The organism is Kluyvera intermedia, from assembly GCF_034424175.1.
Taxonomy (GTDB): domain Bacteria; phylum Pseudomonadota; class Gammaproteobacteria; order Enterobacterales; family Enterobacteriaceae; genus Kluyvera; species Kluyvera intermedia.
The window spans coordinates 2937139-2958092 of sequence record NZ_CP139986.1 but is presented as its reverse complement, the minus strand read 5'-3'; the positions used below and the strand labels follow the sequence as shown (position 1 = coordinate 2958092).

Genomic DNA, 20954 nt, shown 5'->3' with positions numbered 1-20954 from the left:
TTAGCGAACGAGCGTCACCTGCGCGCCATTTTTCAGCCCGGCGGCGTTTGCTTCTTCGGTATCGATATGGAACTCGAGGGCGAAATCATCGCGAACCCGCACCACCACTTCATCAAAGGTGAGCTGACGCTCGCCGGTGCTGCGAACGCTCACCTTTTGCCCATTGATTACGTTTAACCGGCGGGCGTCCTGCGGCGACAGATGAATATGCCGCCAGGCGCAGATCACCTGCGAATGCAAATCGACATGACCTTTCGGGCCGACCAGTAGCGCATCGCCGGCTTTTTCTAACTGTCCTGATTCGCGAACCGGTGCCTTGATCCCCAGCGTAAAGCAGTCGGCGCGCGACACCTCAAGCTGCGTAACAGGCCGGGTTGGCCCCAGTACGCGGACGTTTTTCAGCGAGCCTTTGGGCCCGACGATGGTCACGCACTCCTCGGCGGCAAACTGCCCCGGCTGACGCAACGGCTTCAGCGGCGTTAAGGTGTAGCCTTTGCCAAACAGCGCTTCCACGTCCTGCTGTGCCAGATGTACGTGGCGGTTAGAGATGCCGACCGGGATCGCCGGTGCCGCTTCGCTCAGTCGGGCGGTGATTTTTTCCTGTAGCAGGGTGTCAATCATGCCTTTTTCCCTTTTTTGTGCGTGGCGTTTTTGTCATCGCTGACCGGGGCGGGGGGCAGCGGTGCGAGAGCGGGTTCGACAATCGGTGCGTCGACAACGGTCTCCAACGCGACGTCGACCGGCGCTTTTGCCCGTGGTGGATGCCCCTTCAGATTACTGAGTGCATCGACGATGCAGCGTTCCGGGCGGGCAATCACCAGCGAGTGAACCTGCGTGTCGGTAGCTGAGGCGACCGCAACACCGCGTTCAATGGCGGTGTGAATGGCGCTAATTTCCCCTTCAAAACAGACGCTGACCAGCCCCGAACCGACCTTACGATAGCCGATGCAGGTGACGCCCGCGGCTTTACAAGCTGCATCCACGGCCTGAATGGCGGCGACTAACCCTCGCGTTTCAATGACGCCTAAACTTTTCATAATCGGCTCCTTTAGTGACGAACTAAGCGAATATCAAAATCAAATTGCGTGAAAAAGGTTTCCAGCTTGTCCAGCTCTTCCACGCTGTAGGTCGGGTCTTTTAAGATCGGATAAGGCATTTCCAGTCGCTCATATTTCTTACGCCCTAGCTGGTGGTACGGCAGCATGTCGATGCGGCGAATATTGCCGCGCTTCGCCAGCTTCTGGACGTAGTCAATGGCTCCGGTAATGGCTTCCCACGAATCGTTGTAACCGCGTACCAGCGGCATACGCACAATCACGTTAGCGCCTGAATCCACCAGCCATTCCAGATTGCGGCGAACGCCTTCATTACCGATACCAAACAGTGCTTTATGGTGGTCGCTGTCGATCTGTTTGATATCGAATAAGAAGGTGTCGGTGACCGGCGCCAGCTTCTGGTAGTTCGCCAGTGGGGTGGTGCCCTGAGTTTCCACGGCGGTGTTGAGCATCATCTTTTTGCATTCACTAAATAACGCGACGGCAAAATCGGTTTGCAGGCTCATTTCGCCGCCGCCGATGGTCACGCCGCCGCCGGAGGAAATGTAAAAATCATAATCCTGCATGATGATCTCCATCAGCTCGCTGACGGTGACGTCTTTACCCATAATATCCAGGGCGCTCTGGGTACAGATTTCTTCGCACTTGCGGCAGCCAATGCAGTCTTTATTGCGGTTAACGAAGTGCTTCATTTCGCCGTTTTCTTCTGCGCGATAATGAATACCCGCCGGACAGACGTTGACGCAATCGCCACAGTTAATGCATTTATCCTGCGAGAACATCACCTGAAACTGGCTATTTAGCCCTTCCGGGTTGGCGCACCACGGGCAGCGAATATTGCAGCCTTTGAAAAATACCAGCGTGCGAATGCCATCACCGTCGTAGATCGAGTACTTCTGAATATTGAAAATGCGTCCGGTTAATTCTTGTGTGTTGCTTATCACGCTTGCCTCCTGAAAACTGCGGACGTCCTTGTCCCATTGCGGTCCGTCTATCAGAACTTCTCAATCACCGTACGGCTGATGATTTCGTCCTGAACTTCTTTGCACAGTTCCACGAAGTAGGCGCTGTAGCCCGCGACGCGAACGATCAGGTCGCGGTATTTTTCCGGCTCCTGCTGGGCTTTTTTCAGCACTTCGTTATCGACATAGCTGAACTGCATCTGGCCGTTGCCGAGAATCGAGGCGGTGCGCAGTAAGGTAATCAGGCCGTAGCGTCCTTCCGGGGTATCCAGCAGCCCTTTGAGGAACTTGAAGTTGTGCACCATGCCGATGTTCATGGTCTCCACGTTCATCTTGCTCACCGACTTGATGATGGCGGTTGGGCCTTGTTTATCTGCGCCCTGGGTTGGGCTGATACCGTCAGAAAGCGGCATCCACGCCAGACGACCGTTCGGCGTGGCGTTGGTCAGCTCACCGATTGGCGTGTTGTTGGAGATAGACAGGGTGCCGTGGCTTAAGGTGGAGTAGAGCATCTTGTACTTGCGGCACTCGCGCTCGGTCCACTCGGTGATATCCAGCGCGTACTGGTCAACGTAGTTATCATCGTTACCGTATTTCGGCGCGTTCAGGCAGTCGCGACGCAGACCTTCAAAGCCTTCGAAGTTGGCCAGCATCGCATCGCGCATCTGCTCAAGGGTGTATTTTTTATCTTCAAACACCAGTTTACGGATGGCAGCCAGGGAGTCGACGTAGGTTGCCAGCCCGGAGAAGATCAGCCCCGGCCCGTGGTTGACCATCGCGCCACCGGCAGCGACGTCTTTACCTTGCTCCATACAGCCTTCCACCAGCAGCGACATCAGCGGTTTTGGCGCGACGTCGCGATGCACGCGTTGGCTTATCACCGTACCGATAGCCGACAGGCGAACAATATGGGCAATTTGCTTTTTCACCGCCGCATCGAACTCTTCGAAGGTATGCAGGTCGCGCAGGTCGCCGGTATCCAGCCCCTGATAGCTGTCAAACAGCACCATGCGACCACGGTTTAAGACGAACTCGATGGCAATCGGCCACTGGGTATAACCGGTAGAAGTCCACTGGTAGATGCGGCCGGATTTCTGTGGCTCCACGCAGCCCATCAGGCAGTAGTCGCGCGCGTCTTCAAAATCAAAGCCTTTGCGCAGCATCATCTTGATATGCGAGTCATCGAAGTGACAGGCCGGGAAGCCCATGCCCGCTTTCACCACATCGACGATTTTTTCCATGTACTTCTGCGGCGACTGGTTGTGAATACGGCAGGCCAGCGACGGCTGGTAAACCTTCACAAAGCGCACGGCGTCCATAATCAGGTAGGTCAGATCGTTACAGGCATCGCCGCCGGAACGCTTCTGACCGCCGACGGTCAGGTTGATAAATGGCTGATAACCAGCGAAATATTTCGCGCCCAGTTCGCTGGACATCCACATCAGTTCGGCACATTTGATGATAAAGGCCTGCATCATCTCCAGCGCGGCGTCGTGCGTCAGACGGCCTTCGCGGATATCGGCTTCAAACATCGGGTAGCAGTACTGGTCAACGCGACCCAGCGACAGACCGGTCTGGTTCTCTTCAATTTCAAACAGCGATTCGACGGTCCAGATACTTTGCAGTGCTTCCTGCAAAGTCTTCGGTGGGTTCGCTGGAACGTTTTGGTTCACTTCGGCGATGGTCAGCAGCTCGGCGCGACGCTGGGCATTCTGCTCAGTAGCTGCCAGTTCACGGGCGCGCGCGGCGATGCGGTGGGCGTAGCTCACCACCCCTTCGCAGGTTTCAATCGCCGCTTTGTAGTAGTAAATGCGGTCGATATCTTCCGGGTTTTCCATGCTCAGGCTGGCGAGATGCGCCTCGGCGTCGGCCTTAATCCCATTCATCCCTTTGGTGAACAGCAACACGTCGTAGCCCGGGCAGGTGTCGCCGCCGCCGTTGATCTGGTGATAGGAGAGGTCGCTGACGAAGGTTTCGCCGCTAAAAGCCCACACGCCTGCTTCACGGTACTGCGCTTCACAGATCTCATCCAGCGAGCGGCCTTCCCAGAACGGCACGATCTCTTCGCGGATGGTTTTTTTATCGGCTTCGCTGATTTCAAACGGATCCTGTGGACGGGTGCTCATGGTGTCGAGTTCGTCGCGGACCCAGCGCCAGGCGATATCCGGTGAGAACGCACCCGCACGCGGTTTGCCGCATGGATGGCCGACGATCAGCTCATCATCCTGAATCAGAATTGGTGCGGTTTCGCAGGCGTGACGGAACGCTTTGGCGCGCAGCAGAATGGTTGGCATGCCTGGGTTGGCTTTCACTACTTCGGTAAAGGCCAGCGCACGGTAAATAGAAACGCTTGGGCGCACGGTCAGGTAGTGGTTGCGCAGGCGCTGCATACGCGGGGTTAACCCCTCGGCGGTTGGCGTTTCGCTACAGGCGGCAAACGGCGCGACAGATACGGGTTTTGCCCCGCTGAACAGACGGACTGGCAGGTGCAGGGCGCTGAGATTTTGCTGGGCGCAGAGGAACATGTCAGAGAGTTCGTTGATGCGGGCGTTCTCAAGGCTTGTACCGTGGAGCAGGGCATCGAACATCGGGTAGCCGTCGATGGTGCAGGCGGCGCGGACTTCGCTCAGTTCTGCCAGTTTGAACCACAGGCACTCGACGATTTCATAGGCCTGTGCATCGGTCAATGTGCCGTTGGCGATATCGTGCTGGTAGTAAGGCAGCAGCGCTTTATCTGCCCCTTCCGGGTTCACCGCGTAGCTGCCGTTATCCAACTGGAGTGCCAGCTGGAACAGGTAGAATGCCTGGCAGGCTTCTTTAAAGCTGCGCGCCGGGTGCGCTGGAACGTGGTGTAAGATCGCTGCACTGTCTAGCAGTTCGCTTTTGCGGTAAGCATTGGTTTCAGCAGCGGCAAGCGTTTCGGCACTGTTTGCCAGATTTTGCGCCAGCGCCATCAGCGCGTCGCAGGCGTAAATGGCGGCGCGGCAGCCGTTGACTTCGTCCATGCCGCTGCGGCTGACGGCGCTGCCCAGAGCGCGGGTTTTCTCTTCAAGCTGGTGTTTAATCGCCAGCACGCCTTTTTCGACCACCAGTTTGTAGTCCGGTGAATCGAGAGCGCTATTGAGGTTAAGGAACTGGAATGCGGACGGACGCAGGGCGGCGCTTTCGTCGTGGAAAATCGCCCCGTGTGGTTTGCGGGTCTGGTTGCCGACGATCAGTTCGTCAGCGCTGATGGTCAGCGGCAACTGGCGCATCAGCTCATAGAAACGGCGCGCCGGTTTGACGGCGGCGGGAATGCCCGCGATATCGCCATCAAGGGCGCTCAATACCGTCGCGTGTTCAGTACACAGGGTGCTTTTTTGTGAGAGTAAACGTTCTGCCAACACTTTGACGCGCGGCGTTAAGCTGTAGTGTGCCATAGGTAAGGTTTCTCCAGTTCTTGTTATCCGTGGCGGTGTGCGGCGCTGCCGCTCCATGCCTGGCGATAGAGTTCGGTTAATGACTGTGCGTCCGGTGTGCGTGGGTTGGTTGGGGTACAGCCGTCACGTAGCGCCTGGCCCACCATTTCCGGCAGTCGGCGGTCAAAATCGGCGGCGTCTACGCCGGTATCGATAATTCCCCCAGGCATCTGCATTTCATCTTTTAACGTCACAATGGCGACCAGCAGGCTAGCGACGCCTTCACGCGGGGTGTGCGCCGGCAAATCCAGCAGATGGGCTAAGCGGGCATATTTGCGTGCCGCGTCGGTATCGCACAGCCCTTGATAATCCGCATTCCACGCCACCACTTCCGCCATCAGCAGGGCGTTAGCGCGACCGTGCGGTACGCGGAACACGCCGCCAAGCGCATGCGCCAGACTATGGGTGATACCGAGTGACGCGTTGGTGAAGGCCATGCCCGCCATACAGGATGCGTTGTGCATTTTTTCGCGCGCCAGCAGATCCTGACCGTCGCGCCAGCAGGTCGGCAGATAGCGAAATACCTGCTGCACCACCTTTTCAGCCAGCGCATCGGAAAAATCGCTGGCGGCACGGGAAACGTAGGCTTCCAGCGCATGGCACAGCACATCCATCCCGGTGTCTGCGGTAATCGCGGGTGGCACAGAGGCCACCAGCGTAGGGTCGAGAATGGCGATATCCGGCAGCAGCGACGGGTCAACCAGCACCAGTTTTTCGGCGTGGGCTTTCACCACTGAGAAACTGGTCACTTCGGAACCGGTGCCGCTGGTGGTCGGAATAGCCACAAAGCAAGGGCGCTTGCGGCTATCGTCCGGACGGGTTTGCGCCAGGGCGAAAATAACTGCTTTGGCGGCATCAATCACCGAACCGCCGCCGAGTGCGATCACCAGATCGGGATAGTGGCTATCCATCTGCTTCATTCCGCGCACCACGGTGGCGATATCCGGGTCAGCAACCACATCGTCCCAGACCTGAAAAGCGACACCGCGCTGGCGCAGGATCTGCGTGACACGAGAGGCGAGGCCGAATTTGACCATCGCCTGATCGGTCACCAGCAGTACGTTTTGAGCGGGCACCTCGGCAAGCACTGACAGGGCATCCTGACCAAAGCGGATCCGCGGTTTTAGTAAAAATTCACTCATTGGGTTATTCACTCCTAAGCGTCCCGAAACACGTTCTCGACAATGGCAACCACCGACATCGCCTTGTAGCGGTCTTTGTTGAGCGCCAGATACTCCTCGGCCAGGACGATGTCGTGCATGCCCGCACCCACGCTATCGACGGCGACCCAGGTCTGGTTTTGCATCGGCTGCTGGTTATCATCTAACTTGCAGATAAGCAGCAGGTTGCTTCCGCGTAGCTCATCGCACTTTTGCGTGGCGACGACATGTCCGACTACCTTTGCGAGAATCATTGTTTTTATCGCCTTATATCAATGTGTTACTTACCAAGACGTTCCAGCACCTGACGGATGACGCGCTCCACGTTCTGCTCGCTTATCTCACCTTCTGCGCAGGCCTCGGCGGTTGCTGCAAAGCGGTCGTCAGCGTGGCTTGCCGGTGTTGGGGAGTTGAAACGGGCATCTTCAAGAATGCTGCGATGCGGATCGGCGGCGGGTTCGGTGATAACAGGCTGCGGCTCTACGCGGCTGCCTGGCGCCCGCAGTTCGTCAATGGAACGCACGCCGTAACCCACCTTGCGGATATTCAGCAGGTTCATCGGCCCGACGTTATCGGAGCTAGAACCGCCGCCCACCGCGCCGCAACCGAGCGTTAACGCAGGCGTGATATTGGTGGTGGCACCAATGCCGCCAAGGGCTGCGGGGGTATTAATCAGAATGCGGTTAACTGGTTTTTCGAGGCAAAACTGGCGGATAACGTCCTGGTTACGGGTGTGGATCACCAGCGTATGGCCAAGGCCTTCGTTGGTCAGCAGCTCCACCACGCGGTGGCAGGCGGCTTTCCAGTCTTCCTCGACATACAGGCCAAGGATTGGACACAGTTTTTCGCGGGAGTAGGGGTTTTTCGATGACACGGTGGTCTGCTCCGCAATCAGCACACGGGTGCTGGCTGGGACACAAAAACCTGCCATCTGACTTAAATAAAGCGCGTTTTTGCCCACCACTTTTGGGTTGATGGTGCCGTTTGGACGCAGCAACAACGCCGCCATCTTCGCCGCTTCACCTTCACTCATAAAGTGCGCGCCCTGGGCTTCGAGCTCGCGATAGACTTCATCGTAAATGCAACGTTCGACGATGATCGACTGTTCAGATGCGCAAATGACGCCATTATCGAAGGTTTTGCTGGTGATGATGTCTTTCACCGCGTGGTGGATATCAGCACTGCGTTCAATAAACGCCGGGCCGTTACCCGGGCCGCCGCTGATGGTTGGCGTACCGGAGGCATAGGCTGCGCGCACCATACCTTCACCGCCAGTCGCCAGAATCAGCGACACATCTTTGCTGTGCATCAGTTCAGAGGTGGCTTCCAGCGTCAGTTCGGTAAGGCCATCGACAATCCCTGCCGGTGCGCCCGCGGCTTCAGCCGCACGTTTAACAATCTCAATCGCTTTCCAGCTGCACTGACGGGCGCCCGGATGCGGGGAGAAGATAATGGCATTACCGGCTTTTAGCGCAATCAGCGTTTTGTAGATGACGGTTGAGGTCGGGTTAGTTGACGGTACCAGTGCGCAAATCACGCCCAGCGGCACGCCCACGTCCATCACTTTTTTTTCCTGATCGTCATGAATGATGCCGACGGTCTTCATATCTTTGATGGCGTCGTAAACGCGCAGCGAGGCAAAACGGTTTTTCAGGACTTTATCCTGCCAGTTGCCAAAGCCGGTTTCTTCCGCGGCCATTTTCGCCAGCGATTCGGCGTGGTGCGCCGCTTCCTGGGCCACGTTCTTCACGATGGCGTCGATTTGCTGCTGCGAAAAGGTGGCGAAAATTGCCTGCGCCTTTTTGGCGTTGCGCACCCGTTCTCTCGCGTTCTGGCGGGAGAGCAAATCGGTATCCAGTTCAATCATGAGTCTATCCTTCATCAGACTAAAAGAGTGCAGACGGGGCGTACCCGGTCAGTCATGCTTTGTGCTGCGACGCGATTTTTTCGATGTCGTTATGTGGACGCGCAATCACGCGAGAGGTCACCACTTCACCGATACGTTTTGCCGCTTCCACGCCGGAGTCCACCGCCGCATTCACTGCGCCGACATCGCCCTTAACCATCGCGGTTACGAGGCCAGAACCGACGTTTTCATAGCCAATCAGCTCGACGTTTGCCGCTTTGCACATCGCATCTGCCGCTTCGATACAGGCCACCAGACCTTTGGTTTCAATCAGACCAAGCGCTTCTTTCATCATGTTCTCTCCGGTTATTCGATAATTTTGTAGTGCGAGATAATCTTGCTGATGTCGTTATGCGGACGCGCAATCACCAGCGACGTCACCACTTCACCAATGCGCTGCGCAGATTCGACGCCGGAATCGACCGCCGCTTTTACCGCGCCGACATCACCCTTAACCATTGCGGTCACAAGGCCAGAACCGACGTTTTCATAACCGATAAGCTCGACGTTGGCGGCTTTACACATCGCATCTGCCGCTTCGATACAGGCCACCAGACCTTTGGTTTCAATCAGACCTAATGCATCACCCATTTGCGTTCTCCTGGCCTTTACGCCTTGTGTTTAATGACGATTTTGTTGATGTCGTTATGTGGACGTGCAATCACCAGCGACGTCACTACTTCCCCGATGCGCTGCGCGGATTCAACGCCGGAATCGACCGCCGCCTTCACCGCACCGACGTCACCTTTCACCATCACGGTGACGAGGCCGGAGCCGATGTTCTCGTAGCTGATAAGCTCGACGTTGGCGGATTTACACATCGCATCCGCGGCTTCAATACAGGCCACCAGACCTTTGGTTTCGATAAGTCCTAATGCATCACCCATGGTTCTCTCCTTTGGACAGGTTGTGGGATTTGAGGAAAACCGTCCGCGTCACGGCGTTAACCCACGGCAGCGGCGTTCGAAGGTCACTATAAGACGTGGTAATTTGAGTGGAATTTAAATCTGAAAGAGATGCTTAATTAGATTATTACTCTGTGATTTAGCCTTTTTTAACTTGGTTTTTATCTCTTTATGCTGAGGTGGCGGGCGTGATTTTGACTTGTATAAGGTGGTTTTTCTGGCGATGTCAGTGCAGGTTTGAAATGTTGCTTAATTGCTAAAATATTACAAAATGCGGGTAACAAGAGGATGCGCTAACTGTGGGCAAGCGCAGGTTTTGTCGTGAAGGCTAAACGCAAAAGATGCGGTTTTTGAGCGGGGTTTGTGGAGAGGGAAAAGGTGGTGTGTGGGAGATCACACTCTGGAGCGTTAGCTTCTGACGTTGAAAGGTTAACGGACTCAATCATCTTACTTTGTCATCGGCGAACCAGCACCGTGCGTGGTGCGGTCATCACATCGAACTGCACGCGGGCAGGTTTGCCCAGCGGTTAGCCGCCCGTCGAGAGCGGCCTTATCCAGGGATGTATTTTTTAGGATGGGTGATGGGTCAATCCAGCTTGCTGCCGGACTTCAGCGTACAGATCCACAGCGGCGAATTGATTGAGCTGAGTAAGATCGCTTTTTCGTTAAGCTTCTGGGCGTTTAAGAACAGTCCGTCGTGGCTATCGGACATCTCACGCATAAAGTAATCGAAAATGACGTTCGGCGACTCATCAATGGATGAGGCGCTCGACTCCCATTTATTGATGAGGTAGTGGCGTTCGGTGGCAGAGATGCGTTTGCTGTTGTAGGTGAATTTGACGTAGCGTTGGAGATACAGCCAGCCAGCGGCGGAGTCGGTGTAGCCTTCAACTACCATCGACCCTTTACCCTGGCTACCAAAGGTAAAGTGGATGGTGCCGTTGACGTTCTCTTTATCCATGTTTTCAAAACGCATGATGCCTTTGGTCGAGCAACTCATCACGCCGTCATTTTCCGCTGGCAGCAAATGCCAGGCGCAGAATCCGACGGCAGCAATGAATACCAGAACGCAAAGGGCAAAAAACGGACGCGGTGCGAGTCTCATTACGGCTTCCAGGAGTAGTAAAAGTAGTTGTCGCAGTAGCTAAACGGATTGTCCTCATGCATCGCGCAGTGAGCGAGGAACACGCGCCCCAGCCCGTTGGTTTCCAGCTTATCGCCGTAGAAGAACAGGAAGCGTTCGCCCGGTTTACAGGCGACGTTTAACCGTTGGCGTACCTCGTCGAAGTTTTTACCGTAGGCGCTGGCGTTAACCGAACGCAGCATGTCGTCACTTGCCAGCAGTTCACACTGGCTGTGTGTTATCTGGGTGAGCGCAATTGGGTGTGATTCGCTAATACCCACCACACTGAAAGCGACCAACAGCAGCGAGATGGTGAGCAAACAGGCACCGGCAATGTACCAGCACATACCGCGAGCATGCGCCGTGTGCGGGAGGCGTTGTTTCTCCTCTACCGGCAGCGGTTTGGTAATGGTCTCCACGGGCGTGGGCTCCGGGGATTCCGGCAGCGGGGATTCATCAACCGCCTCAATACTTACGTCTGGGTTAAGCTGTAAATAACCGCGTGAAACGGTGACGATAATATTATCGATGCCGTAATGTCGGAAGGTCTTACGCAGCATGCTCAGATACTGATTCAGGTTGCTGTTGGATGATGTTAATCCGTTGTCATCCCAGACTTTTTTTAATACTTCCTCCCGGCTGATGATGCCCGTATTGCGCAGGAAGAAGTAGAGCAGGGTGCTGGCGGTGATGGACAGTTGGCTATCCGGCTCGGTGCTTTCCGGGAGCGTCAGCGTGCCATCGGTGGCGTCATAAATAAAACGGGCATTGATGTTGTAGCGCATCGCGGCCTCAGCCTGTGTGCTTCACGCGGGAAGCGTCATCTTATTAAGGGAGACCACCAACGCTTGTCGATGTTCGGCGCTCATGGTTATCCCTTCCGTCAACTCAGATAGCCAGATACCGTCCGCGGTATAGCGCACCAGCGTACCGGTTGGGCTGTTGTCCAGCGCATCTCCCCGCGCCAGATGGTCCAGCATCCAGTCGCGCCAGCATTGGCGTAACACCGGTTCATCGGGCATCGCCAGCGACAACACCATCAGTTGACGGCTTTCATGTGTATCCGTCAGGTCGGCAAGATAGTTCAGATAAGCGCGGGTAAATCGACCGTAACTGACGCCGTCATCTCGCATCAATGCGGTGATGGCTTCTTCCATAATCGCCAGCAAGCGAGCAAACAGCGCGAAGATAAGCGCCTGCTTATTGGGGAAGTGGTGTATCAACCCTCCTTTACTGACGCCCGCCTCACGGGCCACGGCGTTCAGCGACAGGGCGGCAATACCATCCCGACCGGCAATCATTGCGGCCGACTCCAGCAGTTGCTGATGCAACCGAACCGGATCTTTTTTGCGGTGTTGGGCTTCCATGTTCATAAGGGGATCATACCGACCAGACGGTATGTTCATTTTTGATAGCGATCAAATGGGACGGGATGTCCGCAAAGTGAATGTGGGTAATGCGTGTGGGGTCACAATTCGTCGTATGAATAGGAGAGTGGGATGGACGATGGAGACGGCAGTACGAAGTCTGTTCGAGGGTTTTTGGAATGAGTGTGGGGAATTCGTGCATAAAAGCATTCGACTTTGCGCGTTGTCATGTCATGGTAGAGCGAGGGCTATCCCGAGAAAAATGCGAAGGTTATGTGATGAAAGAAATTGATTTTTACATGGTGGATGCTTTTAGCACCGAGACTTTTGGCGGGAACGCCGCTGCGGTTTGTCCCCTCATCGAATGGTTGCCCGACGAGACTTTATTGAAAATGTCTCAGCAGCATAATCAGTCAGAAACCGCGTTTTTTGTCACGACTGATAGCGGCTTTGAACTACGTTGGTTTACCACGCAGGGTGAAATTAATCTCTGTGGCCACGCAACGCTTGCAGCCGCACACGTCATTTTTGAATACCTTGATTATCCGGATACGACCATCCGCTTCGAGACCCGTTTCGTAGGGCCGCTGGCGGTGACACGCAGCGGTGATTGGCTAACGCTGGATTTCCCCGGCTGGGATAGCGAACCCGTCTTGCCGCCGCCGTTGCTCCTTGAGGGGCTGGGCATCAGCGACTATCAGCAAGTCCGGGTGGCGCGTGATTATATGGTTGTTCTGGAAAGTCAGCAGCAGGTTGAAGCCTTACGCCCGGACATTCATGCCATGATCCCTTTGGGTAAAATGGTCTGTGTTACGGCGCCGGGGGAAGGGGAGTACGACTTTGTGAGCCGTTTCTTCTGTCCAGGCGAAGCGGTTGCGGAAGACCCGGTTACCGGTTCTGCACACAGTATGCTCATTCCCTATTGGGCGGATAAACTGAATAAAACGCAGATGCTGGCGCGTCAGGTGTCCGCTCGTGGCGGTGATTTGCGCTGTCAGCTAGTGGGTGATCGGGTGCGTATCGGCGGGCAGGCGACAACCTATCTTATTGGCAAAGTGCTGTTGCGCTAGACGATTTCAGATGATGTCTGCTTAGAGCAGCGAGCGATACTGTGATAAGCAGACAATTTGATGACGCGTGGCCCTCTGTGGGACAAACGGGCATCGGTGTAGGCGGCGTACGGTCAGGAACAAATTCTGGAGGCCGGTCACATTTTTTCCCTCTCAAATACACAGGTAAAAACTGTGTGTTACTATCCACCTCATAAATACCTTTCAACTCAACCCGAGGCTTTGATGCTGGAGAATGTAATCATCCGATAATCAGCTTACCGACCTTTTCAGGCCGGACTGATTATCAATGCGCCGAAATCGAATGCGGACACCGCTGTGTGTTTGCACGTTTTGCTCATGATGATTACACAGGTTTTCCAGTATGAATTTATCCCGTCAGGAACAACGTACCTTACACGTTCTCGCCAAAGGTGGACGTATTGCGCACGTTCGCGATACTTCAGGCCGCGTCACTTCCGTTGAATGCTTCAGCCGCGAAGGGTTGTTACTTTCCGATTGCACGCTCGCCGTGTTTAAAAAACTCAAAACTAAAAAACTGATTAAGTCCGTTAACGGGCAGCCCTACCGTATTAACACCACAGGGTTGAACAATGTCCGCGCTCAGTGTGATAACCGTTGAGGAAAGGATAATGGATATCCCACGTATTTTTATGCTTAGCGGGAGTGAATACCCTATTGATAACCCATTCACCGCGAAAAAGTACACCATGCTGGGGTGTACTTGCATAATGCGCCGTTAATTTAAAGGGCACCGGGTATCGCGGAAAGGCGATACCCTGATTGTTACTGTCGTTCAATTATTAACAATAGAAATAAAAGAATCAGAATAAATACCTTAGATAACATATCCAAAATATTAACTGTTGGTAAAATTAAAGTAACATTTTATAAAAAGGTTGATTTTTATTTTCATAGACGAGATTTTATATACCATGATATAATATGGCGGAAAATTGTGCGGATTATTCATCTGCCATTAATGTAAATGAATTTGCCAGGAGAACATTCCAGTGGGACGTAAATGGGCCAATATTGTTGCTAAAAAAACGGCTAAAGACGGTGCAACGTCTAATGTTTATGCAAAGTTCGGTGTAGAGATCTATGCTGCGGCTAAACAAGGCGAACCAGACCCAGAATCAAACTCAGCTTTAAAATTCGTTATTGAACGTGCGAAACAAGCACAGGTTCCAAAGCACGTTATTGATAAAGCCATTGATAAAGCCAAAGGCGGCGGCGATGAAACGTTCGTACAGGGGCGTTATGAAGGATTTGGTCCAAATGGCTCAATGCTTATCGCTGAAACATTGACATCCAATGTTAACCGTACGATTGCTAACGTCCGCATGATTTTCAATAAAAAAGGCGGGAATATCGGTGCGGCAGGTTCTGTCAGCTATATGTTTGACAATACCGGTGTGATTGTATTTAAAGGTACTGACCCTGACCAGGTTTTCGAAACTTTGCTTGAGGCTGAAGTTGATGTTCGTGATGTTACCGAAGAAGAAGGAAGCATCATTATTTATACTGAATCAACCGATCTTCATAAAGGAATTGCAGCGTTAAAAGCAGCTGGAATTACTGAGTTCTCAACCACAGAATTAGAAATGATTGCGCAAGCGGAAATTGAACTTTCGCCAGAAGATTTAGAAATCTTTGAAGGTCTTGTTGATGCCCTTGAAGATGACGATGATGTTCAAAAAGTATATCATAACGTTGCGAATCTCTAATTATAAATTAAAAGAATCTGTCGTTATGGCAGATTTTTCAAATTATATATTTGTTATAAAATATATCTAGCAAGATAGGCAGGCGATGAGGATAATTCTATTTCGCCCGCCATTCTCTATTACCCTGTAAGCAGGCGAATACTCCACACCGAACCGTCAAAATGTCAGCCGATAATGATCTGGATGCCAGTACAATGGCCTCCATTGGTCGGATGGAAGTCAACGGAACACGCTGTAACCACCACGTAGAGGTCTGTTTCAGCCAGTAATACGACATTCCCGCCGGGTGGATTATTTGAGGCTAATACCTCAAGCTTACCGTCAGCCTGCGGTTCCGAGCGTTGGAAAAAATTAACCGGATCAGGAACGATGGGAAGAGTTATGTCTGCTTTCAAAAGTGCCCCAAGCATGTTGTCGCGACAGTTTGGATGGTCAGGCAGTCCTGCTCGTTCGTAAAGCCCACGGTTACAGGCTGGGAAAAGCATATCATGCGGGCAGGGTGAGTTATCCTGCACTAATGTGAGTAAGGGTTTGGCATTCTCACTGTAAAAAGACTCACCTATTGTAGGGAATAACCGCTCTGTTATGTCTCTCGTCTGTGATGTGCTTAGCCAGTCAATCTCATCGGCATTGATAGAAATTGCCCATAAGTCCGCAACCTGCTGCCCTTCAGGATCAATAACACTGAACGTTTGCCCTTTTGCCACCCAAAAGCCGCCACCTTCTTGCGGAGGAATATCTATCTTTATCTGTTCGCTCATTTCCTGATATCCATTCTGATGATAAGCATGGAAGGTTAACAAAACTGTTGCTGAGAAACTAATAAATGATATGGGAAATCAACAGCCCATATGCAAAGAGCGTTCTCTATCCTCAGCATATGTGCAGTTCTATCATAACAGACTAAGATGGTTTGCTTCGTATCAGAAGCAGACTTTGCTTGCGTAAATTCCAGCTGGGTTACGAAAAAATAAACCTTTATATTACTGTGTGTTTATTTTAGTCGAGGCAATCTATGGCTTTATTTTTGCACAGATGCAACGTTATTTTGTAGATATCAAATATCGTTATCGACTTTATCTCGCCAATATTAAAAGAAAATAATTTTTTAACTTATTGATTTTAAATGGGTTCCTGAGTTGTGGAATGATGGGGTCAACAATAATTCTGACGCATATGTAAATAGCACAGTAACTAAATTATAATTCTTTAACATCCGGTTGATATACGAGGTCAGAATGCGGTTAATTGTCATGCTGTTAAGCTTTACGCTCTCCACACTGGTCTGTGCGGGTGAACTTTCAAGACCTGCCGGTAAAGTCCTTTTAACGCTGTCGGGTAATATCGAAAATACAAATGGTGGTGGTAAAGCCGTTTTTGATGTCGCGAGCCTTGAGAAACTCGGTATGGTTAGCTTTCAGACCACCTCTCCCTGGTATGACGGGCGCACGACTTTTACGGGGGTTCCACTGCAAAAACTGATGGATTATGTTGGGGCAAAAGGTTCTGTTGTTAAGGTTACTGCGCTCAATGACTACACCACCGAAATCCCTCTCAGTGATTTTAAGAAATACAACGTTATCCTTGCTTTAAAAATCAACGGAGAATATATGCGTATCCGTGATAAAGGCCCATTGTTTGTTGTTTACCCCTATGACAGCCTGCCGGAGTTGAATAACCAGATTTATTATTCAAGGTCAGCCTGGCAGGTCAGCAGAATGAATATTGAGTAAGGGGTCACAAGACCAACATGAACAGAATTCTGGCTGGCATCATTTTTTCTCTTTTTATATCTACCGCATATATCTCTTTCCTCGTGCATGAAAGGCAACAAGAGTTACAGAAACTGACTCACTACACTGCTTCGTGGTCAGCTGCACAGATGGTCTCAGAATATTACCGGTTTGAAGCGTTACTGGGTCTTTACACTATTGATGAGACGATCACGCTGGATGATGTACGCATGCGTCTCGACATTATGCTCAGCCAGAGCGATCTCATGAAAGAAGGTGATCTGAAGAATTTCATTGAAAGTAGTAAAACCCACCACGCACTGGCTCAACAGCTTGCAAAGACACTTGAGTATCTGGATGTTCATCTTGAGAAAATGAACCGCTCACAACTTCAGTCATATCTGAAAGAAATGCAGGCGCTTGATGCTCAACTGGGACGTTTGTCGTCCGGTGCTTTGGATAGGGATATCAACTCGATTAATGACGCCAACCTCAAAATTAAAACCTTGTTTTATATTTATTCAGCAACGTCTGTTTTGCTGATCATCATGAGTGCGATACTTGGGGTGCTGATATTTTTTCAAAACAGGAATATTTTGAAGGCACACCTTCAGGTAAAAAGCCTTGCTGAAGCGCTGCAGGAATCTAAAGAACAGCTGCAAGACCAGAATGCAAAGCTGGAGTATGACGTTTATCATGACTCTCTGACAGAGATGAATAACCGCCATTTTTTTTGGGGTAATTTAAACGAAACCATCGAAGACGCAGCAAAAAACAATTCTGCTGTGACTGTGATGTTATTTGATTTAGATCGATTCAAGGAGGTCAATGATACGTACGGTCATGATGCCGGTGATATGTTATTACGCCAGATATCACAGCGTCTGATTTCGATGGGCCTGATTTACGATACCCTTTATCGTTTAGGCGGGGATGAGTTTGCGTTTCTCTCAAGTGGCCTGACGGAGAACTGTGCCGTTTTGCGAGCTCAAAATATATGCGATGCGATTAACCAGCCCTACACGATTTATAATACGATTATCCATATCACCACCAGTGTCGGCATCGTCATCTCAGACACTGAACGCCGCTCCGACTATCTCTATAAATTTGCCGATCTGGCCCTTTATGAAGCCAAAAATGAAGGTGCGGGTAAGATAAAAGTGTTCCGGCAATGGATGTTAGAAAAGTTGCAGGAAAGCCGAACGCTTGAGCATGATATGGCTCAGGCGTTAGTGAATAAAGAATTTGTGGTTTATTATCAGCCTATTGTCGATTCATTCAGCCAGGAAATTTACAGCTATGAAGCCCTCATTCGTTGGATACATCCTCTGAAGGGGCTTCTGTCGCCAGACAGCTTTATATCCGTGGCTGAAAAAACAGGAATGATTAACGAGATGGGGAAATCGGTGCTTGAAATTGCCTGTCGGGAAGCCGCTTCATGGGTGATTCCGGCAAAAATTTCAGTCAATGTCTCTCCTGTGCAGCTTAGCAGCAATGCCTTTGCCGAAATCGTGCTGTCCATTCTGCACGAAACGGGACTTCCCGCTGAGCGTCTTGAACTGGAAGTGACGGAGTCCTCTCTCTTTAATGAGAATGATACGCCGATGAATACCCTTAACAGGCTGCGGGCTTTGGGGGTGAAAATCTCCATTGATGATTTTGGTACCGGTTATTCTTCGCTTTCGCGCCTCAGCAGACTTGCCTTCGATAAAATCAAAATCGACAAGTCCTTCGTGCATTCGATATCAACACAGGAAGACGCGCTTAATATCATCAAGCTCATTACCGGCATGGCAAAATCCCTCAATATGAAGGCCATTGCGGAAGGTGTTGAAACACAGGAGCAGTTGGAAAATCTTCAGATGCTGGGTTGTGATTTCATTCAAGGTTATCTTTTTGGTAAACCTCAGCCTTATATTGATGGGAAAATCAGATACGGTTAAAAGGAAAGTAATCCTCCTGCCCGCGAGTTAAGCGTTGCGGTGTATTCTGAAGGGGCATACACCGAAACATTTCCCCTTATCTATACTCCTCCTCTGAAAGACGCTGTATGTCATCACTCATCTCTTGTAACTCATTGATCAGTCTTGCCACATGGAAACCATCGCACACGGAATGATGTACCTGAACGGCGAGAGGCAATAAGATTTTTCCATCCTGATTGTAGTATTTACCCATTGTGAACATGGGGGCAAAAAAATTCTGCATGTTAGCAACGTTGATATTAAAACTGGTAAAACTTACCCAGGGAATAGCCGATATAAAAAATATATTTCCCGGAGACTGTCCCTTAGGCCAATAAGACAGGTTATGACCATAGCGTGCAACGTCTTCTGAATAAACATCCTGGAAGTGATGAATATTGCCATCGAAGTGACTCCATAATGATGAAAATGTCTCCGTTTCATTATGGAAAATTGTATAACTTGGGTGAACTTCATTCCATGTGACAAGTTCATCGTCTTTTATCGCCATGCGGAATTCCGCATGATTGTTTATGGCTTTAGAAATCAGGGAAATAATTGTAGGATAAAATTTCCAGCCAACTTCCTTAATATGTTTTTGCAGTGTGGTAATATCTAACAGGACAGTTTGGTTAAATGTGCATTGGGCAAATGACTGAAATACTTCAAAATGCTCTTTCCTTGCCCAACGAGATAAGTCAACAGGTGTATATTCCAGGGGCGTTTCTTTCATTTTTTAACCTTTGGTTATAAATTACACGTTAGATGTTGGTCCGCGTTTTTTATTAAGTAAGAAAACAGATAGGATGCAAACTATTTTGGTCGCGAACGTTTTTATCAGAGTAGCGCATCTTTATACGGGAGGAAAGGAGGGGAATTAACCTATTAGATAATAAAAATAGATTGTACAACCTATAAGGGCTTTCCTATCAATAAAACACCGTAAGACATCCATTTCTTGCTCAAATCTGCGCTAAGATTGTTCACTGTCGTCTTTGCTATAGGCAGACAGTTGAAAATGCACCCGTCATGGTAGAATAATATGCCACTTATTATGACAAATTTAATGTGATTAGAGTGCAAGGAATGAGTGCGAATGAAATGGTAACGAAAATTTTTATGCTGATATTTGTGGCTACTCTGGCAACGGGGTGCGCGCCGTTACAACCATCCGCATGCCATAAGACCACTGCAAGGGGGAGTTGCGGTTCTGGTAACTGGGATGATCAGGATGAGTGGGGTACTCAAGCGCGGGCGATAAGAGCAGCGATAAATGCACAACTTACTGAGCCACAAAACTGGAAAGGGAAGAAGTGTAGGTTGCATTTAGAATTTGCGCAGAATGGCACGCTTTTAAACATTTCAACTAGCGACGGTAATAAAGTTTATTGCGAAGCGGTAAAATCAGCAGCCCAAAAAGCCACATTTCCAGCCTTCACTAATCAGGAGGTATACCGCGACTTTCAAAAATCTCGCTTTGATTTGCGCGGTTAGTCAAACCCCTTTTCAGCATCAGTTTCAGGTTGCAAGTTAAGAGAGGAATTCTCTGGGAATTCGTCCTTTACGCATCAATAAGGGGATTATCTCCCCTTATTGTTTAGCTAAGCTGACTAAAAGGACAGCCCCCGCTTTACCACTTCATCTCGCCGGTATTGACCTTTGCGCTCAATTCCAGCGAACTCTCATCCGCAAGATCCGGGTAGGCCTTTTTCATGGTCTGGATAACGCCTGCCGACCCTTTGGTGCTCTTGAGTGCCTGCTCAAACGTTTGCAGATAGCGATGAGTAAAGGTGATAGCCTCATCCTGCGCTGGGCGCTCACCTAAATAATGACCCGGAATGACCTGCTGCGGTTTCAGAGACTGCATTTCGCCCAGCACCGTCATCCAGCCCTGACGAATCGCCGGCGTTTGCGTATCTGCCGTCCAGACATGGATACCGGACGCAATACCGGTACCGCCCAGAATCGCTTTGTTTGCTGGGATCCACACATACGCGGCATATTCCCCCGCGTGTTTTAGCTCCAGCGGCTCACCATCGACGGTAAAGCGTGTGGCAGTTGTCGCCTGCGGCACGATGATTTTACTCGGTGCGCCGTCTTTCATTTGCGGCCCCCAGAAGGCCAGCTTGGCGTCTTTTGTCGCCTTAATATGATCAACCACGGCCTGGGATGCTACGACTTTTGCCTGCGGGAAAGCTTTCACCAGCGGCTCAAGACCGAAATAAAAATCGGGATCGCCGGAGGTTATCACAATCTCTTTGAGCGTTTTACCGCTGGCTTTAACCATCTGCACCAGCTTCTCGCCATCTTTGACGCTGAACTGGGCATCGAACAAGACGGCCTCTTTAGGCCCGGAAACCAGCGTGGATGATACCGGGAAAATCCCCTTTTCCTGAGGGTTGTAAACCTCAAGGTGGAGCGGGGCAGCAAATACCGGTGCGGCGGCCAGGGATAAGACCAGTGAGAGAGATTTTATGTTCATGGGAAATCCTGAATGTTTTGTGTGTTTCGTGTCATC

Annotated in this window: 22 protein-coding genes; 6 read left to right on the top strand and 16 right to left on the bottom strand. The window is 51.1% G+C overall.

Features of this window, described 5'->3' with window-relative positions:
* The 13 genes from U0026_RS14395 to U0026_RS14335 form a co-directional block, all read right to left on the bottom strand.
* Complete coding sequence (locus tag U0026_RS14395) at positions 1–621, bottom strand: phosphate propanoyltransferase (RefSeq protein WP_062778393.1); 621 nt, start codon at positions 619–621, stop codon at positions 1–3.
* A complete protein-coding gene (locus U0026_RS14390) occupies positions 618–1037 on the bottom strand; it encodes a BMC domain-containing protein (RefSeq protein ID WP_062778392.1) in 420 nt (139 codons plus the stop codon). The genes U0026_RS14395 and U0026_RS14390 overlap by 4 nt, the downstream gene beginning before the upstream one ends.
* A gap of 11 nt (positions 1038–1048) precedes the next feature.
* Positions 1049–1996, bottom strand: coding sequence for a choline TMA-lyase-activating enzyme (gene cutD, locus U0026_RS14385; RefSeq protein ID WP_062778465.1), 948 nt, complete (start codon positions 1994–1996; stop codon positions 1049–1051).
* Positions 1997–2049: 53 nt separating this feature from the next.
* A complete protein-coding gene (cutC, locus tag U0026_RS14380; protein ID WP_062778390.1) occupies positions 2050–5436 on the bottom strand; it encodes a choline trimethylamine-lyase in 3387 nt (1128 codons plus the stop codon).
* Positions 5437–5459: 23 nt separating this feature from the next.
* Positions 5460–6617, bottom strand: a complete 1158-nt coding sequence (locus U0026_RS14375; RefSeq protein WP_062778389.1) for a 1-propanol dehydrogenase PduQ — start codon at positions 6615–6617, stop codon at positions 5460–5462.
* 14 nt (positions 6618–6631) lie between these two features.
* Entirely contained in the window at positions 6632–6889 is a 258-nt protein-coding gene (locus U0026_RS14370; protein ID WP_062778387.1) for a EutN/CcmL family microcompartment protein, read from the bottom strand.
* 26 nt (positions 6890–6915) lie between these two features.
* On the bottom strand, positions 6916–8502 hold the full coding sequence (locus U0026_RS14365) for an acetaldehyde dehydrogenase (acetylating) (RefSeq protein ID WP_062778386.1): 1587 nt from the start codon (positions 8500–8502) through the stop codon (positions 6916–6918).
* Positions 8503–8554: 52 nt separating this feature from the next.
* Positions 8555–8833, bottom strand: a complete 279-nt coding sequence (locus U0026_RS14360; RefSeq protein ID WP_015585230.1) for a BMC domain-containing protein — start codon at positions 8831–8833, stop codon at positions 8555–8557.
* Between the two features lie 14 nt (positions 8834–8847).
* Entirely contained in the window at positions 8848–9132 is a 285-nt protein-coding gene (locus U0026_RS14355) for a BMC domain-containing protein (RefSeq protein ID WP_062778384.1), read from the bottom strand.
* Positions 9133–9149: 17 nt separating this feature from the next.
* The gene (locus U0026_RS14350; protein ID WP_010634659.1) at positions 9150–9428 is read right to left on the bottom strand and encodes a BMC domain-containing protein; all 279 of its coding nucleotides are present in this window, start codon (positions 9426–9428) and stop codon (positions 9150–9152) included.
* 604 nt (positions 9429–10032) lie between these two features.
* Positions 10033–10551, bottom strand: coding sequence for a FidL-like protein (locus U0026_RS14345; protein WP_062778382.1), 519 nt, complete (start codon positions 10549–10551; stop codon positions 10033–10035).
* Entirely contained in the window at positions 10551–11354 is an 804-nt protein-coding gene (locus tag U0026_RS14340) for a winged helix-turn-helix domain-containing protein (RefSeq protein ID WP_062778380.1), read from the bottom strand. The genes U0026_RS14345 and U0026_RS14340 overlap by 1 nt, the downstream gene beginning before the upstream one ends.
* Positions 11355–11375: 21 nt before the next feature.
* Positions 11376–11942, bottom strand: coding sequence for a TetR/AcrR family transcriptional regulator (locus U0026_RS14335; RefSeq protein WP_062778379.1), 567 nt, complete (start codon positions 11940–11942; stop codon positions 11376–11378).
* Positions 11943–12214: 272 nt separating this feature from the next.
* On the opposite strand from U0026_RS14335, the gene U0026_RS14330 reads away from it, so the two are divergent.
* The 3 genes from U0026_RS14330 (at position 12215) to U0026_RS14315 (ending at position 14736) form a co-directional block, all read left to right on the top strand.
* Entirely contained in the window at positions 12215–13006 is a 792-nt protein-coding gene (locus U0026_RS14330) for a PhzF family phenazine biosynthesis protein (protein ID WP_062778377.1), read from the top strand.
* Between the two features lie 364 nt (positions 13007–13370).
* Complete coding sequence (locus U0026_RS14325) at positions 13371–13628, top strand: YjhX family toxin (protein ID WP_062778375.1); 258 nt, start codon at positions 13371–13373, stop codon at positions 13626–13628.
* Positions 13629–14019: 391 nt separating this feature from the next.
* A complete protein-coding gene (locus tag U0026_RS14315; protein WP_062778373.1) occupies positions 14020–14736 on the top strand; it encodes a YebC/PmpR family DNA-binding transcriptional regulator in 717 nt (238 codons plus the stop codon).
* A 164-nt stretch (positions 14737–14900) separates the two neighbouring features.
* Here U0026_RS14315 and U0026_RS14310 read toward each other — a convergent pair whose 3' ends face one another.
* The gene (locus U0026_RS14310) at positions 14901–15497 is read right to left on the bottom strand and encodes a DUF1989 domain-containing protein (RefSeq protein ID WP_073971210.1); all 597 of its coding nucleotides are present in this window, start codon (positions 15495–15497) and stop codon (positions 14901–14903) included.
* 477 nt (positions 15498–15974) lie between these two features.
* Between U0026_RS14310 and U0026_RS14305 the strand changes: the two genes are divergently transcribed.
* Together U0026_RS14305 and U0026_RS14300 are read left to right on the top strand one after the other, a co-directional pair.
* The gene (locus tag U0026_RS14305; RefSeq protein WP_062778371.1) at positions 15975–16469 is read left to right on the top strand and encodes a putative pterin-binding protein; all 495 of its coding nucleotides are present in this window, start codon (positions 15975–15977) and stop codon (positions 16467–16469) included.
* A gap of 17 nt (positions 16470–16486) precedes the next feature.
* Positions 16487–18415: a putative bifunctional diguanylate cyclase/phosphodiesterase gene (locus U0026_RS14300; protein WP_062778369.1), complete on the top strand. Its 1929-nt coding sequence runs from the start codon at positions 16487–16489 to the stop codon at positions 18413–18415.
* 76 nt (positions 18416–18491) lie between these two features.
* Here the strand turns inward: U0026_RS14300 and catA are convergent, their stop codons facing one another.
* Positions 18492–19169 carry a type A chloramphenicol O-acetyltransferase gene (catA, locus tag U0026_RS14295; protein WP_062778367.1) on the bottom strand — a complete coding sequence of 226 codons (678 nt, stop codon included), beginning with the start codon at positions 19167–19169 and terminating at the stop codon, positions 18492–18494.
* 368 nt (positions 19170–19537) lie between these two features.
* Between catA and U0026_RS14290 the strand changes: the two genes are divergently transcribed.
* On the top strand, positions 19538–19930 hold the full coding sequence (locus U0026_RS14290) for a cell envelope integrity TolA C-terminal domain-containing protein (RefSeq protein ID WP_228552216.1): 393 nt from the start codon (positions 19538–19540) through the stop codon (positions 19928–19930).
* 136 nt (positions 19931–20066) lie between these two features.
* On the opposite strand, the gene U0026_RS14285 is transcribed toward U0026_RS14290, so the two are convergent.
* Complete coding sequence (locus U0026_RS14285) at positions 20067–20918, bottom strand: Vmh family MBL fold metallo-hydrolase (protein WP_062778365.1); 852 nt, start codon at positions 20916–20918, stop codon at positions 20067–20069.
* Positions 20919–20954 lie beyond the last annotated feature (36 nt).

Bases quoted from the DNA above. Each gene is read 5' to 3' on its own strand.
- U0026_RS14395 (WP_062778393.1), bottom strand. From the start codon at position 621: ATGATTGACACCCTGCTACAGGAAAAAATCACCGCCCGACTGAGCGAA.
- U0026_RS14390 (WP_062778392.1), bottom strand. From the start codon at position 1,037: ATGAAAAGTTTAGGCGTCATTGAAACGCGAGGGTTAGTCGCCGCCATT.
- cutC (WP_062778390.1), bottom strand. From the start codon at position 5,436: ATGGCACACTACAGCTTAACGCCGCGCGTCAAAGTGTTGGCAGAACGT.
- U0026_RS14375 (WP_062778389.1), bottom strand. From the start codon at position 6,617: ATGAGTGAATTTTTACTAAAACCGCGGATCCGCTTTGGTCAGGATGCC.
- U0026_RS14370 (WP_062778387.1), bottom strand. From the start codon at position 6,889: ATGATTCTCGCAAAGGTAGTCGGACATGTCGTCGCCACGCAAAAGTGC.
- U0026_RS14365 (WP_062778386.1), bottom strand. From the start codon at position 8,502: ATGATTGAACTGGATACCGATTTGCTCTCCCGCCAGAACGCGAGAGAA.
- U0026_RS14360 (WP_015585230.1), bottom strand. From the start codon at position 8,833: ATGAAAGAAGCGCTTGGTCTGATTGAAACCAAAGGTCTGGTGGCCTGT.
- U0026_RS14355 (WP_062778384.1), bottom strand. From the start codon at position 9,132: ATGGGTGATGCATTAGGTCTGATTGAAACCAAAGGTCTGGTGGCCTGT.
- U0026_RS14350 (WP_010634659.1), bottom strand. From the start codon at position 9,428: ATGGGTGATGCATTAGGACTTATCGAAACCAAAGGTCTGGTGGCCTGT.
- U0026_RS14345 (WP_062778382.1), bottom strand. From the start codon at position 10,551: ATGAGACTCGCACCGCGTCCGTTTTTTGCCCTTTGCGTTCTGGTATTC.
- U0026_RS14340 (WP_062778380.1), bottom strand. From the start codon at position 11,354: ATGCGCTACAACATCAATGCCCGTTTTATTTATGACGCCACCGATGGC.
- U0026_RS14335 (WP_062778379.1), bottom strand. From the start codon at position 11,942: ATGAACATGGAAGCCCAACACCGCAAAAAAGATCCGGTTCGGTTGCAT.
- U0026_RS14330 (WP_062778377.1), top strand. From the start codon at position 12,215: ATGAAAGAAATTGATTTTTACATGGTGGATGCTTTTAGCACCGAGACT.
- U0026_RS14325 (WP_062778375.1), top strand. From the start codon at position 13,371: ATGAATTTATCCCGTCAGGAACAACGTACCTTACACGTTCTCGCCAAA.
- U0026_RS14310 (WP_073971210.1), bottom strand. From the start codon at position 15,497: ATGAGCGAACAGATAAAGATAGATATTCCTCCGCAAGAAGGTGGCGGC.
- U0026_RS14305 (WP_062778371.1), top strand. From the start codon at position 15,975: ATGCGGTTAATTGTCATGCTGTTAAGCTTTACGCTCTCCACACTGGTC.
- U0026_RS14300 (WP_062778369.1), top strand. From the start codon at position 16,487: ATGAACAGAATTCTGGCTGGCATCATTTTTTCTCTTTTTATATCTACC.
- catA (WP_062778367.1), bottom strand. From the start codon at position 19,169: ATGAAAGAAACGCCCCTGGAATATACACCTGTTGACTTATCTCGTTGG.
- U0026_RS14290 (WP_228552216.1), top strand. From the start codon at position 19,538: ATGGTAACGAAAATTTTTATGCTGATATTTGTGGCTACTCTGGCAACG.
- U0026_RS14285 (WP_062778365.1), bottom strand. From the start codon at position 20,918: ATGAACATAAAATCTCTCTCACTGGTCTTATCCCTGGCCGCCGCACCG.